The 13049-nt window shown below is 49.3% G+C and carries 16 protein-coding genes; 11 read left to right on the top strand and 5 right to left on the bottom strand.

The features are described 5' to 3' along the window. Window positions 1-200 precede the first annotated feature (200 nt). The 6 genes from DWY25_RS01105 (at window position 201) to DWY25_RS01080 (ending at window position 5998) form a co-directional block, all read left to right on the top strand. Window positions 201-1148: a substrate-binding domain-containing protein gene (locus DWY25_RS01105; RefSeq protein WP_117892631.1), complete on the top strand. Its 948-nt coding sequence runs from the start codon at window positions 201-203 to the stop codon at window positions 1146-1148. Between the two features lie 76 nt (window positions 1149-1224). Continuing rightward, a complete protein-coding gene (gene pstC / locus DWY25_RS01100; protein WP_117892628.1) occupies window positions 1225-2166 on the top strand; it encodes a phosphate ABC transporter permease subunit PstC in 942 nt (313 codons plus the stop codon). Continuing rightward, window positions 2163-3401 carry a phosphate ABC transporter permease PstA gene (gene pstA / locus DWY25_RS01095; protein ID WP_244925899.1) on the top strand — a complete coding sequence of 413 codons (1239 nt, stop codon included), beginning with the start codon at window positions 2163-2165 and terminating at the stop codon, window positions 3399-3401. Before pstC ends, pstA begins: the two co-directional genes overlap by 4 nt. Window positions 3402-3413: 12 nt before the next feature. Continuing rightward, window positions 3414-4169, top strand: coding sequence for a phosphate ABC transporter ATP-binding protein PstB (pstB, locus tag DWY25_RS01090; protein WP_117892625.1), 756 nt, complete (start codon window positions 3414-3416; stop codon window positions 4167-4169). Between the two features lie 19 nt (window positions 4170-4188). Beyond that, window positions 4189-4830 carry a phosphate signaling complex protein PhoU gene (phoU, locus tag DWY25_RS01085; protein WP_117892622.1) on the top strand — a complete coding sequence of 214 codons (642 nt, stop codon included), beginning with the start codon at window positions 4189-4191 and terminating at the stop codon, window positions 4828-4830. A gap of 196 nt (window positions 4831-5026) precedes the next feature. Then, window positions 5027-5998: a hypothetical protein gene (locus tag DWY25_RS01080; protein ID WP_117892619.1), complete on the top strand. Its 972-nt coding sequence runs from the start codon at window positions 5027-5029 to the stop codon at window positions 5996-5998. Between the two features lie 138 nt (window positions 5999-6136). On the opposite strand, the gene DWY25_RS01075 is transcribed toward DWY25_RS01080, so the two are convergent. The 3 genes from DWY25_RS01075 to DWY25_RS01065 form a co-directional block, all read right to left on the bottom strand. Next, window positions 6137-7828 carry a Na/Pi cotransporter family protein gene (locus DWY25_RS01075; protein WP_117892616.1) on the bottom strand — a complete coding sequence of 564 codons (1692 nt, stop codon included), beginning with the start codon at window positions 7826-7828 and terminating at the stop codon, window positions 6137-6139. Between the two features lie 276 nt (window positions 7829-8104). Next, on the bottom strand, window positions 8105-9124 hold the full coding sequence (locus tag DWY25_RS01070; protein WP_181981639.1) for a tyrosine-type recombinase/integrase: 1020 nt from the start codon (window positions 9122-9124) through the stop codon (window positions 8105-8107). A 617-nt stretch (window positions 9125-9741) separates the two neighbouring features. Continuing rightward, window positions 9742-10098 carry a helix-turn-helix domain-containing protein gene (locus DWY25_RS01065; protein WP_181981638.1) on the bottom strand — a complete coding sequence of 119 codons (357 nt, stop codon included), beginning with the start codon at window positions 10096-10098 and terminating at the stop codon, window positions 9742-9744. 111 nt (window positions 10099-10209) lie between these two features. Here DWY25_RS01065 and DWY25_RS17665 point away from each other — a divergent pair, with 111 nt between their 5' ends. Then, entirely contained in the window at window positions 10210-10380 is a 171-nt protein-coding gene (locus DWY25_RS17665; protein WP_181981637.1) for a hypothetical protein, read from the top strand. Between the two features lie 153 nt (window positions 10381-10533). On the opposite strand, the gene DWY25_RS01060 is transcribed toward DWY25_RS17665, so the two are convergent. Then, window positions 10534-10719, bottom strand: a complete 186-nt coding sequence (locus tag DWY25_RS01060; protein ID WP_117892608.1) for a hypothetical protein — start codon at window positions 10717-10719, stop codon at window positions 10534-10536. Window positions 10720-11005: 286 nt separating this feature from the next. Between DWY25_RS01060 and DWY25_RS01050 the strand changes: the two genes are divergently transcribed. The 3 genes from DWY25_RS01050 (at window position 11006) to DWY25_RS01035 (ending at window position 12177) form a co-directional block, all read left to right on the top strand. Then, window positions 11006-11197 (top strand): hypothetical protein, encoded by a 192-nt coding sequence (locus tag DWY25_RS01050; RefSeq protein WP_117892603.1) that lies wholly within the window; start codon window positions 11006-11008, stop codon window positions 11195-11197. Between the two features lie 237 nt (window positions 11198-11434). Then, the gene (locus tag DWY25_RS01040) at window positions 11435-11767 is read left to right on the top strand and encodes a hypothetical protein (RefSeq protein WP_117892597.1); all 333 of its coding nucleotides are present in this window, start codon (window positions 11435-11437) and stop codon (window positions 11765-11767) included. Next, the gene (locus tag DWY25_RS01035; protein ID WP_117892594.1) at window positions 11740-12177 is read left to right on the top strand and encodes a helix-turn-helix domain-containing protein; all 438 of its coding nucleotides are present in this window, start codon (window positions 11740-11742) and stop codon (window positions 12175-12177) included. Before DWY25_RS01040 ends, DWY25_RS01035 begins: the two co-directional genes overlap by 28 nt. A 22-nt stretch (window positions 12178-12199) precedes the next feature. On the opposite strand, the gene DWY25_RS17585 is transcribed toward DWY25_RS01035, so the two are convergent. Continuing rightward, window positions 12200-12391 (bottom strand): hypothetical protein, encoded by a 192-nt coding sequence (locus DWY25_RS17585; RefSeq protein WP_147336644.1) that lies wholly within the window; start codon window positions 12389-12391, stop codon window positions 12200-12202. Between the two features lie 123 nt (window positions 12392-12514). On the opposite strand from DWY25_RS17585, the gene DWY25_RS01030 reads away from it, so the two are divergent. After that, window positions 12515-13048, top strand: coding sequence for a glucosaminidase domain-containing protein (locus DWY25_RS01030; protein WP_181981636.1), 534 nt, complete (start codon window positions 12515-12517; stop codon window positions 13046-13048). Window position 13049: the final 1 nt, after the last annotated feature.

The following is a 13049-nucleotide window of genomic DNA, read 5'->3' as shown; positions in this document are numbered from 1 at the left end:
TAAATGAAAAAAGAAATGTTCTGATAGAAAACATTCGTTTTTCAGCCTTGATTCATGATTTGGCAGCCAACTGAAAGCTGTTTTTCCCCTTGGGAGAGTTTCGGAAAATTTATTTTTTAACCGTTTCTTAACGCAAGCTTCATTTTCTGTTAATCGTAGCGCAGTAAACTGGGAACTGTTCAAGAAAGGGATGAATTGAAATGAAGAAATTATTTGTATTCGTACTGACAGCGCTGCTTGTCGCTGGCTGCAGCACAGCACCCAAGACAGAGCCAGTTGAGGGAGGAACGGCCACACCGTCCGCGGCGGCAGCCATCAACGTCTATACCCGCGACGCGACTTCCGGTACGCGGGAAGCGTTTGAAAAAGCCGGAGATTTTGCGGAACAGCTGACGTCCTCCGCCATTGAAGTTTCCAGCAACGGCGATATGGCGACCAAGGTCGGAGCGGATGAAAACGGCATCGGTTATGTGTCGTTGTCCACGGATTTTGCGGCCAACGGCGTGAAGCCGCTGAACTTTGAAGGCGTGGCGCCGAGCGAAGCAACGGTTCTGGATGGAACCTATGGGATGCAGCGTCCGTTTGCCTTCACAACCCGGGCGGCTGGTGACTATGAAAGTGCGGAGAAAGAACAGCTGATCGCGGCGTTCTTAGACTTCCTGCAGAATTCGACAGAAGGCATGCTGGTGGTGGAAAAGGCCGGCGGCGTTGTCGATAAGAGCCAGGGGAAAGCCTGGGCGGAACTGGCAGCGAATCATCCGATCGTCAAGGAAGACAACTCGGCGATCACAATCGCGACCTGCGGTTCGACATCCGTGGAGAAAACGCTGAAAGCCGCGCTGGAAGCGTTCCAGCCGTTGGCGGGCAACTTCCAGTTCACGATGAACCAGACCGGTTCGGGCGACGGCTACAAGCGCGTCCTCGGTTCAGAAAAAGACGGTGCTAACCGCGCGGATATCGGCTTTGCTTCGCGGGCTTTCAAAAGCGGCGAGGAAGACACATCGGCGGCGATGGCTTCAGGCCAGTATTGCATTGATGCGGTGGTGACGATTGTCAATGAAGCGAATACGGCCGTTGCCAATCTGACGCAGGCTCAGGTTCACGATATCTTTACCGGCACGGTGACGTCCTGGGATCAGATTCAGTAATTTGTAAACGGGATGCGACCGCTTCCCCGGCCAGTTTGCCGGCGGAGCGGTTTCGTTTTGAAGGAAGGATGAGGTTATGGAAAGCAATCTGAAAGCGCGAATCCGCCCCGGCCAGGCCCGGCGCAAGCAGAGAACGGACCGGACGGTCAGAGCTGTTTTCTTTCTGGCGGCGCTGATTTCCGGCAGCTGTATCGTGCTGATCACGCTGTTTATTCTGATGAAAGGAATCCAGCCGTTCTTACCCGGCTATGCCTATGGCTCCGTATCGCTGAAAGATTTCCTGTTAGGAACGCTGTGGCGGCAGGATCAGGGCGTCTACGGCGTTGGATTTATCGTGATCAATACGCTGATCTCCGCTTTTGGAGCGCTGCTGCTGGCCTTTCCCATCGCGGTGCTGACGGCGCTGTTCATCGTCAAGATCGCGCCCAAGCCGGTTAAACCGCTGATGAAAACGGTGGTGGAATTGCTCGCGTCGATTCCCAGCGTCGTCTACGGCGTCTTTGCGGCAGGGGTGATTACGTCGCTGGTGAAAGGGCTGGCGTCGCTGGCGGGGGTCAGTACGGCCGGGGGCAGTTCGCTGCTTGCGGTGATTCTGTTATTGGCGATCATGATCTTTCCGACGATCACCTCGCTGGCGGTAACGGCCATCGAAGCGGTCGATCCGGATCTGGAGCTGGGTTCACTGGCCTTGGGAGCAACGGCGACGCAGACCCATTTCAAAGTTGTCCTGGCCAGCGCCAAGTCAGGGATTTTCGCCGGAGCGATTCTGGGGCTGGGCCGGGCGTTTGGCGAAGCGACAGCGGTCGCGATGGTGGCCGGCAACAAGCTGTTCGGCCCGACGTTCAATCTGTTCGACATCACCCGCACGCTGACCTCAACGATGCTGGCGGGATTGAAGGAAACAACCGGACTGGATTACGATATCCGGTTCTCCGTCGGTCTGGTGCTGATGGTCGTAATCCTTTTGTCGAATCTCAGTCTGAACTGGATGAAGAAGAAAGTGGGGAATGGACAGTGAAAACCAATCGGATGCCGCGTGTGATCAGCGATCGTTTTCTGCAGCTGCTGACGGTACTGAGCGCAGCGCTGGCCGTTATGGTGCTGACCAGTCTGTTCGTGTATATTTTCAGTCATGGTCTGTCCTTGATCAACGCGGATCTGCTGCGCAGTGATTACTGGTCCCTCAGCAAGATCGTGGCCCTGGACGAAACACGCAATCAGCCCGGGAGCTATCCGCGTCCGGAAAAGCTTGGCGCTGAGGTAGCGTGGAGCGAAAAGTGGGGCGTAGGATTTGTTGACCATCTTTCCCATGAAAAGAAACAGCTTGTTCTGATCGAAGCCGTGGCGGAGAATTCGCCGCTGACGTCGGCTGTGGATACCAGCGCCGGGGCGAACCAGGGGAAACCGGTCGCGATGAGCGCCGGGCTGCAGGTGGAAAAAATTGATTTTACCGACGCTTCCGGAACAGCGGACTTCACCGGTATGCTCGCTTCCGCAAGCGCTGCGGAAGTGGCGGAAACATTGGATCAGTCAGCAGCGAAGCTGACGTCGATGTTTATCAAGACGCCGGGCGGGGGTATCCGCGGATCGCTGGTGAGTACCATGTACTTAATTCTGGTATCGCTGCTGATCGCGCTGCCGATCGGCATTGCCAGCGCTGTCTATTTAAGCGAAATGGCTAAAAAAAACAAAATGAACGCTGCGATCCGCACCGGAATTGAAACGCTGACCGGCGTCCCTTCGATCGTTTATGGTTTAATGGGCGTCAGCGTGCTGTTTCCGATCACCGCGGCCATGGGGGCAAAGACGACGAATATTCTGCTGGGTGCGCTGACGATGGCGATCATCCTCCTGCCGACGATCATCCGCTCGACTGAAGAAGCGCTGCGGGTTGTGCCTCAGGGTCTGCGCGACGCGTCGTTGTCGTTAGGTGCAAGCCAGACTCAGACGATATTCAAGATCACGCTGCCCTGTGCGATGCCGGGTATTCTCAGCGGGATTCTGTTAAGCATCGGCCGGGTGGTCGGCGAATCGGCGGCGCTGATCTATACGATGGGCACCTTTATTAACGATCAGCCGGGCCTGTTGAAGCAAGGTACTTCGCTGGCCGTTCACATCTGGTCGGTGATGTCGGGCGAGCAGCCTAACTTTGAACTGGCCTGCGCGATCTCAATCATTATTCTGATCTTTGTGCTGATCTTAAATCTGACGGTCAAGCTGCTTTCGCGGCGGCTGCAGAAAAGCTTCCGCTAGAAAGGAATCGTTATGGAAACTTGTTTTGAAATAAAAGATTTGAATTTATATTATGGTGAAAAACAGGCGCTGAAACAGCTGAATCTGACGATCGGTAAGAACCGGGTCACCGCGCTGATCGGTCCTTCAGGATGTGGAAAATCGACGTTTCTGCGGTGTCTGAACCGGATGAACGATCTGATTGAAAATTGCCGGATCAGCGGTGAAATCCGCCTGTTAGGCGAGAATATTTATGATTCAAAAACCAATGTTGTCCAGCTGCGCACGGAGGTTGGAATGGTGTTTCAGAAACCGAACCCGTTTCCGATGTCGATCTATGACAACATTGCTTACGGTCCCCGTTGTCAGGGAATCCGCGATAAGAAAGTGCTGGACGGCGTCGTGGAACACTCGCTGAAATCAGCGGCGCTGTGGGAGGAAGTCAAGGACCGCCTGCACGACTCGGCGCTGGCGCTCTCGGGCGGTCAGCAGCAGCGGCTGTGCATCGCCCGGGCGATCGCGATGGAACCGGAGGTCATTCTGATGGACGAGCCGACCTCCGCGCTGGATCCGATTGCCACGGCGAAGATCGAAGAGCTGATCGAGCAGCTGAAGACAACCTATACGATCGTCATCGTAACGCACTCGATGCAGCAGGCTTCCCGGGTTTCCGATGATACGGCGTTCTTTCTGCTTGGTGAAATCGTAGAGGCCGACACGACCCGCAAGCTCTTTTCCAAACCGGCAGATCAGCGGACCGAGGATTATATCACTGGCCGGTTCGGCTAGGAATCAGGAGGAATAAAGGATGAAAATGGATGAATCGCTCGCCGCTTTCCAGGCTTTGATCCTGCAGATGTACCGCAAGGTGAAAACCATGCACGAGCTGGCGCTGGACATTCTTCGAAGCGGTGATAAGGAAAAAGCGCTGCAGTTGATCTACATGGACGACTTTGTCAACCATCTTGAGGAGGAAATCAACGATCAGGCGCAGACGGTGCTGGCGCTGCTTTCCCCGGTGGCCACGGATCTGCGCAAAGTGATCGCCGGGATTAAAATCGCTTCCGATTTGGAACGGATCGGCGACTACGCCAAGAACATCGCGGACTACGTCATCAAAAAAGGCCCGGCGGAACCTCCGTTTGTCGGCGAACAGGCGGAAGCGATTGGGCGGTTGTTTCTGGCCATGCTGGACGCGGCGATGGACGCTTATCAGAAGGAGGACGTCGCGCAGGCGTATCAGATTCCCCGGCAGGACGAACAGATCAACGATCAGTTTGCCGAGCTGTCCGGACAGATTGAAACCGCCGTTATGCAGGGAATGCAGCTGGAACATGTCGTGCCGTTAGTCGCGATGCTGCGCAACTTTGAACGGGCCGGCGATCATACTAAAAATATCTGCGAGCACCTGATCTATCAGGTAAAAGGGCAGCACATCGATTTCGGATGAAGGCCCGCAAGGAATCCCGGCCGCCAAAGCGCGGGATTTTTTGCTTTCAGCAAAGGATAACCCCGCGTTTAGTGGGATTTTGAGATCGTGTCTTACGGGGAACGGGCTTCCGGGTCTTCGCGGGAATTTCTTCGCAGAACATTGACATCCGCGGGTCGGGTTCGTTATACTGAGGGTAAACTCAAGAGGTGAAGACATGAAAAAACTCTTTCTGCTGGGACTGACGTTGGCGCTGATCGCGACGATTGAAGGGTTCCAGTCCAGTGCGCAAAAGCAGATGATAGCGGAAATGCCGCGTTTAAAATGGGCGTCGGCGGGGTATGCGTCGGCTTGTTACGAAGTTCAGTTTACCGCGGGACAGCAGGCGCGTCAGCGTGAGCGGATCGCGGAACTGATCGCGGTCGGTCAGGAAAGCGAAGCCAGCGAGGAAGACCGGCTGAATGCCCGCAAGCTGGCGGTGATGGAGGTCAAGCCGGACGCTGAATCCGGGCTGAGCTTTTATTACGGCGGGATGAAAAATCCGCTGCATGATTTGTTTCCGGTTTCCGGAACGCCGCAGATCAGCTTCAACCAGGCGCAGCCGGTCTATTATACGGCTGACCGAAAGGATATATCGGCGCCGCACATGACGATGATTCAAAGCGCGGACGTTCGGGTCGAACCGTTTTACAACAGTGTGGAACAAAACGGGACTTCCGCAACGCTGTGGTTCTTTGCGGAACAGCCGTCAGATTGGATCGCCTTGATTTATCAGCTGCGTCAGGAATTTCCGGACATGACATTCATCAAGCAGCCGATCGCCGTGGATAGCACGGTTTCTGATACGTTGGCGAACCAGCGGTCAGGACAGATTTTCGGGATTGCCGCCGGAATCACCTTGGCCGCGCTGGCGTTGACGCTCTACGAAGTGCGCCGGCAGAAAAAACAGACGCCTGCGGCTTCCGCCCTGAATATCCTGGGGCGCAGCTGCGGTATGACCGGTCTGATCGCGGTGCTTGAAATTCCGGTTCTGATCATCCTGGTCAACCGGCTGCAGGGGGCAGCCTGGAATTACTACACGAATTTCCTGTATACCGATCTGTTTCATCTGTACGGCTGGATTGCGGCGGGCTTTGGACTTTGCGCCGCAGTTGGATGGCTGATGGCACGTTCTGGCCGGCATTCATAATCAGTGCATTGTGGGCAACGCAGGATCTGAGCGGGTCTGGCGGTTATAAAAAGAAACTGGAAAGGTATGAAAAAAAGAAGCTGATTTTCCGGAACGATCCGGTCAAGGCAGCTTCTTTTGTTTGTTTTGTTAATGGGATCAGTGATGCTCGAGTACCGGTGCTTCCTTGCTTGAGGAGGCTTCGATCGAGCAGCGGGCGATGTTGCAGCAATGGTCAGCCATACGTTCCAGGTTTCCCAGAATATCGCAGTAGACGCTGCCGCCGACAGCCGTCGCGCATTCGTTGCGGGCCATCCGGTCGAAATGCTTCTGCCGGGCCTTATATTCCAGCAAATCCATGTAATTCTCATCTTCCATCAACGCGGAATACTGCGCGTAGTCTTCATCGCGGTAAATTCCGATCGACGTGTTCAGCATGTGCTTGAACAGCTCAAACATTTCCAGCACGTCTTTTTTCGCACCGTCGCTGAAATCGTTTTTATCTTCATGCACCATGTCGAAGAATTCGACGAGGTTGACCGACAGGTCGCCGATGCGCTCCAGGTTTTTAATGACCTGCAGGTGCAGGTTGAAATCCTGCATATCACGGTCGTTCAGGTTTTCCTTGGAAACGCTCATCAGGTAATTGGTGATCTTGGTGTCGATGGAATTGATCAGATCCTCGGTCTGATTGACGAGTTCCTTCTCGTCGGAACCACCGCGCGTATTCATGAAGTCGCGGGCTTTGTCGACCGCGGCATCGACGACTGTGCTCATTTTCAGAACCGCCTGCTTGGCGATGGCCAGCGCTGCGGTCGGCATCTGATGCGCGATCCCGGCGTCCATGTCGTCGAGGTTGATTTCAATCCGCTCCGGTTCGTTGCCCGGAATCAGCTTCTTGATGAAATTGCACATGACGTTCAGCAGCGGCAGATAAACGATGACGCCGACGATCTTAAATAAGATATGTACGACGGCGATCTGCATCATCGGCGGGATTAGCAGCAGATCGGAGATCCAGGTGATGAACTGAATGTAAAACGGCAGGAAGATCATGCCGATCGTCGCCGCGATCACGTTGAACAGCGTATGCAGACCGGCGGTTCGTTTCGCCGCCAGACTGCCGCCGATCGCCGCAAATACGCCGGTGACGGTCGTGCCGATGCAGGCTCCGAAGACAAACGGCATCGCCGCGTTCAGGGTCATCGCCCCGGATTCATATAATTTCTGGACGACGCCGATCGTCGCGGCCGAGCCCTGGATCAGTCCGGTCAGCACCGTGCCGGCCAGTAAGCCCAGCAACGGTTTTTCCGACATCACCTTGGCAAATTCGATAAAGGCCGGCAGATCCTTCAGCATTTTCAGCGAGTCGCCCATGATCTTCAGACCATAGAACATCAGACCGAAGCCGAGGATGATGTCGCCGATGTAGCGGGTTTTCTTTTTCTTGCCAAACGAGATGATCATGCCGCCGATGAACACGAAGTACATTGCGAACTGCTCGACCTTCAAGCCGATCAGAAACGCCGTCATCGTCGTTCCGATGTTGGCGCCCACGACGACCCCGGCCGCCTGTTCCAGCTTCATGAGTCCCGCGCGGACCAGACCGATGGTGATCGCGGTCGCGGCTGAGGAAGACTGCACGACGATGGTGACGACAATGCCGACCAGCACGGCCATTAATGGATTGGACGTATATTTGTCGATGTATTCCCGGAGTTTATGACCCGCGACATTCTTCAAGCCGTCGCCCATAAACTTGATGCCAAACAAAAACAGCGCAAATCCGCCGAGGATCATGTCCCACGAGATATCTCCCAGCGTGATCATTTCCGTCGCTACGATATTCATTTGTTTTTCTCTCTCTCCTGTTTCTTCTCTTTTCTTCTCTTGATTCACGTTTATTTTAACAGAATCATTACGAAGTTTTAACACAAATTTAACATTTCCAGACAAAATCTGACAAACTTGCGATTTCAGCGCTTCCCAACTTGTGAAAGAAAACGGGAAAAGCCGTTTGTTTTCGGTCGAAAAGAGGCAGAATATGCTATAATATCGCTTCAACGCCTGTAAATAAGGTTTAAAAGATTGATTTGTCACTAGTTTGTCACTAGTTTGAGGAAATCATCACCTGAGTAATTCAATAGTTTCACGTAATTGATCTAAAGTTTTATGTGTATAAACTCGCTGACCGGTATCGCCCGAAGCGTGTCCCATCAAAAGATCCATACATTTCGTATTTGCTCCGGCATTATCTAGGCGTGTTCGGAAGGTATGTCTTGTTTCATGAATCGTATGAGACATTCCGTATTTTGACTGTGCTCTCATGTATAGTTTATGAAATCCAGCATATCTGAGCCTCTCTGCTTTTGTTTCAGCACAGAGATAATCTCCTTTTTCAAAACGTTTTAAAACAAGCGATTGGATCTTGCTATGAATAGGTATAATTCTTTCTTTACCTGCTCTTGTTTTTATCCCGTACTGAATTGTCATATTTTCAAAATCGACCATAGAACGTTGGATACTTAGATATTCCGTAACCCGGTAACCTGTATAAAGTAAAATTAAAATTGAAACGACAGTAGGGTCATCGGTATGCTGCCACAGTATTTTAATCTCATCCTCTGTGTAAGGTGCTTTGGTGTTGGGGTCAACAGAAGCCGAAGATAGCTCGTCTGAGCGTTTTTTTGCGATGACGTCCTGTGTGTATGCATAGCTGTCTAATCGCCGCCAGAGTGCTTTTATGGCAGCCTGAGTGCTATAGCCTTTACCGCATTTATCTATTGTCTGCTGCATCTGATATGTGGTGATGCTGGAGTAGCTTTTAATTTCCAAGACTTTGATATGCCTGTAGGCTCCTTTCAATGCTCTCTGATTGCAATCACCCAATTTAGGCAGCTCGTCTTGCTGCCATCGCTCAAATAGCTCAGAGAGTGTAATACTGCGCTCCAATGGATCGTAAGGACTCTTATTGTACTCGATCAGCATTTCCAAACCTTGATCATAAGTCTCAGCGTACCCAATCCGATCAAATATCGGGTAACCCTTATCAGTATAACCTTTAACGGGCCCGCGGACCTCATAGGGCTTCCGGCGGCTGCCAGAGAGCTTGATGACGGATCCAGTGCCGTTTGGTCTTCGTTTCATTGCAAAAAGCCTCCTTTTATCGTAAAATAGAGGCATAGTAAAAGGGATGACCGACCAAGTCATTTTTACTATGCTGAAGGATCGGATTGCAGTCTGATCCTTCTCGCCTGCCGGCTGCAACCGGTGGGCTTTTTTATGTTAGAAAATTAGTACATACGTTGATGAATAGCCTTGATTCTCTATTTACAAATTTTACCTGTAAAAGCTACTATTTGATCTCAACCTGCGATTAACCGCCTAAAAACAGTCTTTGTAACAATTTTTAAGCCGATTTAATTCATGCGATATAATTTAGACAGATGACAACCGCGGATAAATCAAAACAGGGGTGATTTTAATAGATAAAATTTTTTAGCTCTTGAGATTTTGCTGATAGTAAGCCAGATAGATATAAATAGGAGTTTAATCTATCTAGTTGAGTAGCTTGAAAATAATTCCAGTAACTGGTAATATCTAACTAAAGAAAAGGTTCCGGAACCTCCATTGATCAGGAGGAGTAGAATGATGAATGCAGAAGATTATATAAAGCTTATAGATGAGATGTTGTACAAAATAAGCGATATAGGATCGATCAAAAAAATATTTGATTATGTCTATATGATATTTAGACATTTCATTTAATCTTTCATAACCGTGTTTAGAAATTCTCTGAATACGGTTCTTTTTTCTTCTGGAAGAAGTAAGTATGCAGAAATAATTTTCCGATCCAAGTCAGTCAGATTGTATTCGCTGACCAGTTGATCAAGCATATCATCTGGAACGTGCTCAAACATCTCTCCTTTGCCGTCGCGCAGCCAAAAATAATTAACTTTATACTTCAAACAAATAGATCTTAGCATTTGTTCTGTGAGGATTCTTGCGCCTGTCTCGATGGATGCTATCGCGCTCCTGGTTACGCCTAATTCATGTGCAAATTCAGTTTGATTCAAATTTAGAGCCTTTCTAAGCGCTCTTAGTCTATCTTTAATATCCATAATTTCACCTCGCAAAACAATTATAACACAAAATGTTACTTTGTAAACAACTCTCTTGACATAGTGCACATTGTGACGTATTATGTATTCATAGAGACAGGAGGTGAACATATGAACCTGGAAAAAGAAAAAAAAGCAGCTGATGAACTAATCAACAACTGCTTGAAGAAGATGCCTGAGGACAAAAAACGAGACGCGCTGATGGTCTTGATTGGAATGAGTTTGTCGGATGCTTCGTTCCCCAGTAGCATTTTCGCAAGCCACAGAGCAGCCGGAAGATGACCGAGAGAAGAAAGCGAGGTGAGTAGATGAACGAAACATTGGAACAAACCATCATCTGTATATGCAAGTGGATTCAAGAAGAATTAAAAAATACTTCCAGTGGTCAGACTGAAAGTATTTTGCCGGAAGTAATAAGAGCTTTAGCGGAGTTGGTCAGAGCGAGCCTATACTGACCCCTGCCTGCCTTGAATTCTTAATGGCTTCTCTGATAGTTTTGTAAGCTTTTAAGTACATTTCTGCAAGTTCTTCAGGTGTAGTTTCACTGGTTGCGTGCTTCTCACAGTAAATTAAAGCCAAAGCTTCCGAACGTGTTGCAGGAAAATTTGAAGAATCCGACATTTTTTACGGCCTCCTTTCTTGACTCAATTATATCAAGAATTTCTAACTTATGGAGAGTGTGGTGAGTAGATGATCAAGATTCTATCTCTGTTAGAATGCCTTGCCATGGGGATTATGGTCGCTTTGTTGTTAAGCACGAAAAGTAGATTAAAAAAAGGCAGCACTGAGGATCGATTGTCGGAGATCGAAAGTCAAGTGTGGTGCCTTTACAAATTACTGAGCATTTATTTGATCGGTAGAATCTTGCAGATTTTGATTCAGATGATTTAAGAAAGAAGGTGAGTAGATGAACGAAAAGATGGAAGTGAAAATAAAAAACCTCGATGAATTCAACAGATTGTTGGAGAATCTGAAAAATGCTTTCGAGGCATTGAATGGTTTTGAATTCATTCTTGAAAGTAAGCGATGGGAATTCGATCACACAATCAAGCTCTCATCGGAAGAACTTTCAGAAATTATCAAATCTTACCTTTTGTGAGGTGAACGAATGAAACCGAAGGAAGAAATCTCAAAAAGATCAATCGACGATATACAGAACCAAATATTGAAGATCCTTATCGACGATATCGCAATTGAGAGAAAGAACCGCACTAAAAATGTAAGTGCCCTGCTTGTATTAGTATTAATACTGTTTGGATTACTTGCAGTATGCATGATATCGCTGCTGATATTATCGCTACAAGTAGCACGAATGTAAGAAAGCGAGGTGAGTGAAATGCGTGTTGTGTCAAGTATAATCTTTCCTTTTGAAATTAAAAAAGTGGGAGACAAACATAAACTCCTGCATAGCGCAGGATTCGCTGGCTTTGCAGAAGCACAAGCATCAAGAAAGTATCAGTACTATTATGACTCAAAAATCAATGGACTTAGTGATGAAAACGAAATACATTTTTACGGCTTCGTGAATGCGCCCGCTGGGGTTTGTGCGAGAAAAGGAATTTGCTTGAGGATATATCTCAGCAAACGATTTTATCTGCCGCACTTAGTTATTGCGATTATTAAAGAAAGAGGTGAAATGAAATGTCATACGCGAAGAGACTCGAACTAGCCTTGATCGAAGCTGATCTGAAAGCTGCTGAACTGAGCCGCCGGACAGGTATCTCCAAGGCGTGTTTGAGCCAGTACCTGTCTGGTGTATCAATTCCACGAGAAGATCGACAGGAGCTGATCGCAGACGCTCTGAGTAAGGATCTCGACTGGTTTTTTCCGGAGAAAGATGAACCGATTCCGGGCGCTGATGAAGAATTACCCGATGGAAGGGTACCCGTATATCTCGCAGCTGCAAAACTCCAAATGAGTCCGCAGAAGTTAAGACAAGCTCTACAGCAAAAAAGAGCTCCGTTTGGTTTCGCTGTCTGGTCAGAAAAGAGTTGGACTTATCACATTTGTGGTGCGCAGCTCAAAGCTTACCTAGGCATAAAAAAAGAATCCTCGGCTGCAACCGGGGAATCAAGATGATCACATTGGCTTGAGATCATCTCTATTTTATCACAACACCAGTCAAATACAAATTCAAAAGACTCAAAAAAACCTTAGAATTAACGCTTGTTTGCTCAATGCAGGAAAGCATATCAAGATAACGATCTTCCTCTGGAAAATCAGGACGCAAAACTACATGTCGGATGTCATCCGAAACTGTATCAAAATCATTTATCCATTGTTTAAAGGTCACAATAATCACTCCTTTACTCCAATTATAAATTAATTTGTAGACGAGTGCCGAGGTAAAAAATGCTGACCAGCCGCTGCAACGGTTTAAATAATGGATCACAGCATAGTAAAAAAGGAGAATGAAATGAAAAAATATCGGCTTAAGCGATCATCACTGGTAGTCCTCACAGCTGCGGTAACTGCCGGCATAACGCTTAATCTACCGGCCGCAGAAGCTGAGTCACCAGCTGTGGAGCCGGTGACTGTGATCGAGCTCTACCAGCCAGACACGCCAGCTTATACGGCCGAGATGGACGTCAGCTGGCACGAGTGGCAGCCAACAGGTAAGGCGGCCGGGGTTATCCCAGTGGCGCTGCTGGAGCTGGCAGAGGAGTACAACATCAGCCCGGTCTATGCTGCAGCTGTGTTTGTCCTTGAAACCGGGTGGGGAAGCTCATCGGCATGGCTCAATAATCACAACCCGGCCGGTATCCGGTGTGGAAATCGATACTGCAGCTACTCAACGGCTACAGATGGTCTTCGGCGCATGTTTGAGGTCATGCAAGATTATTACAGTAACGGTCTGACTACAGTAGATCAGCAGCGCTCGCTGTGGTCAGAGGCCGAAGACACGGATTTAATCGTCCAGTTGATGATCCAGCTGGCGGAAGGGAGATAAC

The organism is Holdemania filiformis (genome assembly GCF_003459085.1).
In the GTDB taxonomy this organism is placed as follows: domain Bacteria; phylum Bacillota_I; class Bacilli_A; order Erysipelotrichales; family Erysipelotrichaceae; genus Holdemania; species Holdemania filiformis.
The sequence above is the reverse complement of the archived record's forward strand: the minus strand, read 5'-3'. Positions and strand labels throughout refer to the sequence as shown.

Excerpts from the sequence above, each read along its gene's own strand:
- DWY25_RS01040 (WP_117892597.1), top strand. The coding sequence starts at position 11,435 with ATGCGTGTTGTGTCAAGTATAATCTTTCCTTTTGAAATTAAAAAAGTG.
- DWY25_RS01035 (WP_117892594.1), top strand. The coding sequence starts at position 11,740 with ATGTCATACGCGAAGAGACTCGAACTAGCCTTGATCGAAGCTGATCTG.
- DWY25_RS01060 (WP_117892608.1), bottom strand. The coding sequence starts at position 10,719 with ATGTCGGATTCTTCAAATTTTCCTGCAACACGTTCGGAAGCTTTGGCT.
- DWY25_RS01080 (WP_117892619.1), top strand. The coding sequence starts at position 5,027 with ATGAAAAAACTCTTTCTGCTGGGACTGACGTTGGCGCTGATCGCGACG.
- phoU (WP_117892622.1), top strand. The coding sequence starts at position 4,189 with ATGAAAATGGATGAATCGCTCGCCGCTTTCCAGGCTTTGATCCTGCAG.
- DWY25_RS17665 (WP_181981637.1), top strand. The coding sequence starts at position 10,210 with ATGAACCTGGAAAAAGAAAAAAAAGCAGCTGATGAACTAATCAACAAC.
- pstB (WP_117892625.1), top strand. The coding sequence starts at position 3,414 with ATGGAAACTTGTTTTGAAATAAAAGATTTGAATTTATATTATGGTGAA.
- DWY25_RS01105 (WP_117892631.1), top strand. The coding sequence starts at position 201 with ATGAAGAAATTATTTGTATTCGTACTGACAGCGCTGCTTGTCGCTGGC.
- DWY25_RS01070 (WP_181981639.1), bottom strand. The coding sequence starts at position 9,124 with ATGAAACGAAGACCAAACGGCACTGGATCCGTCATCAAGCTCTCTGGC.
- DWY25_RS01050 (WP_117892603.1), top strand. The coding sequence starts at position 11,006 with ATGAACGAAAAGATGGAAGTGAAAATAAAAAACCTCGATGAATTCAAC.
- DWY25_RS01065 (WP_181981638.1), bottom strand. The coding sequence starts at position 10,098 with ATGGATATTAAAGATAGACTAAGAGCGCTTAGAAAGGCTCTAAATTTG.
- pstC (WP_117892628.1), top strand. The coding sequence starts at position 1,225 with ATGGAAAGCAATCTGAAAGCGCGAATCCGCCCCGGCCAGGCCCGGCGC.
- DWY25_RS01075 (WP_117892616.1), bottom strand. The coding sequence starts at position 7,828 with ATGAATATCGTAGCGACGGAAATGATCACGCTGGGAGATATCTCGTGG.
- DWY25_RS01030 (WP_181981636.1), top strand. The coding sequence starts at position 12,515 with ATGAAAAAATATCGGCTTAAGCGATCATCACTGGTAGTCCTCACAGCT.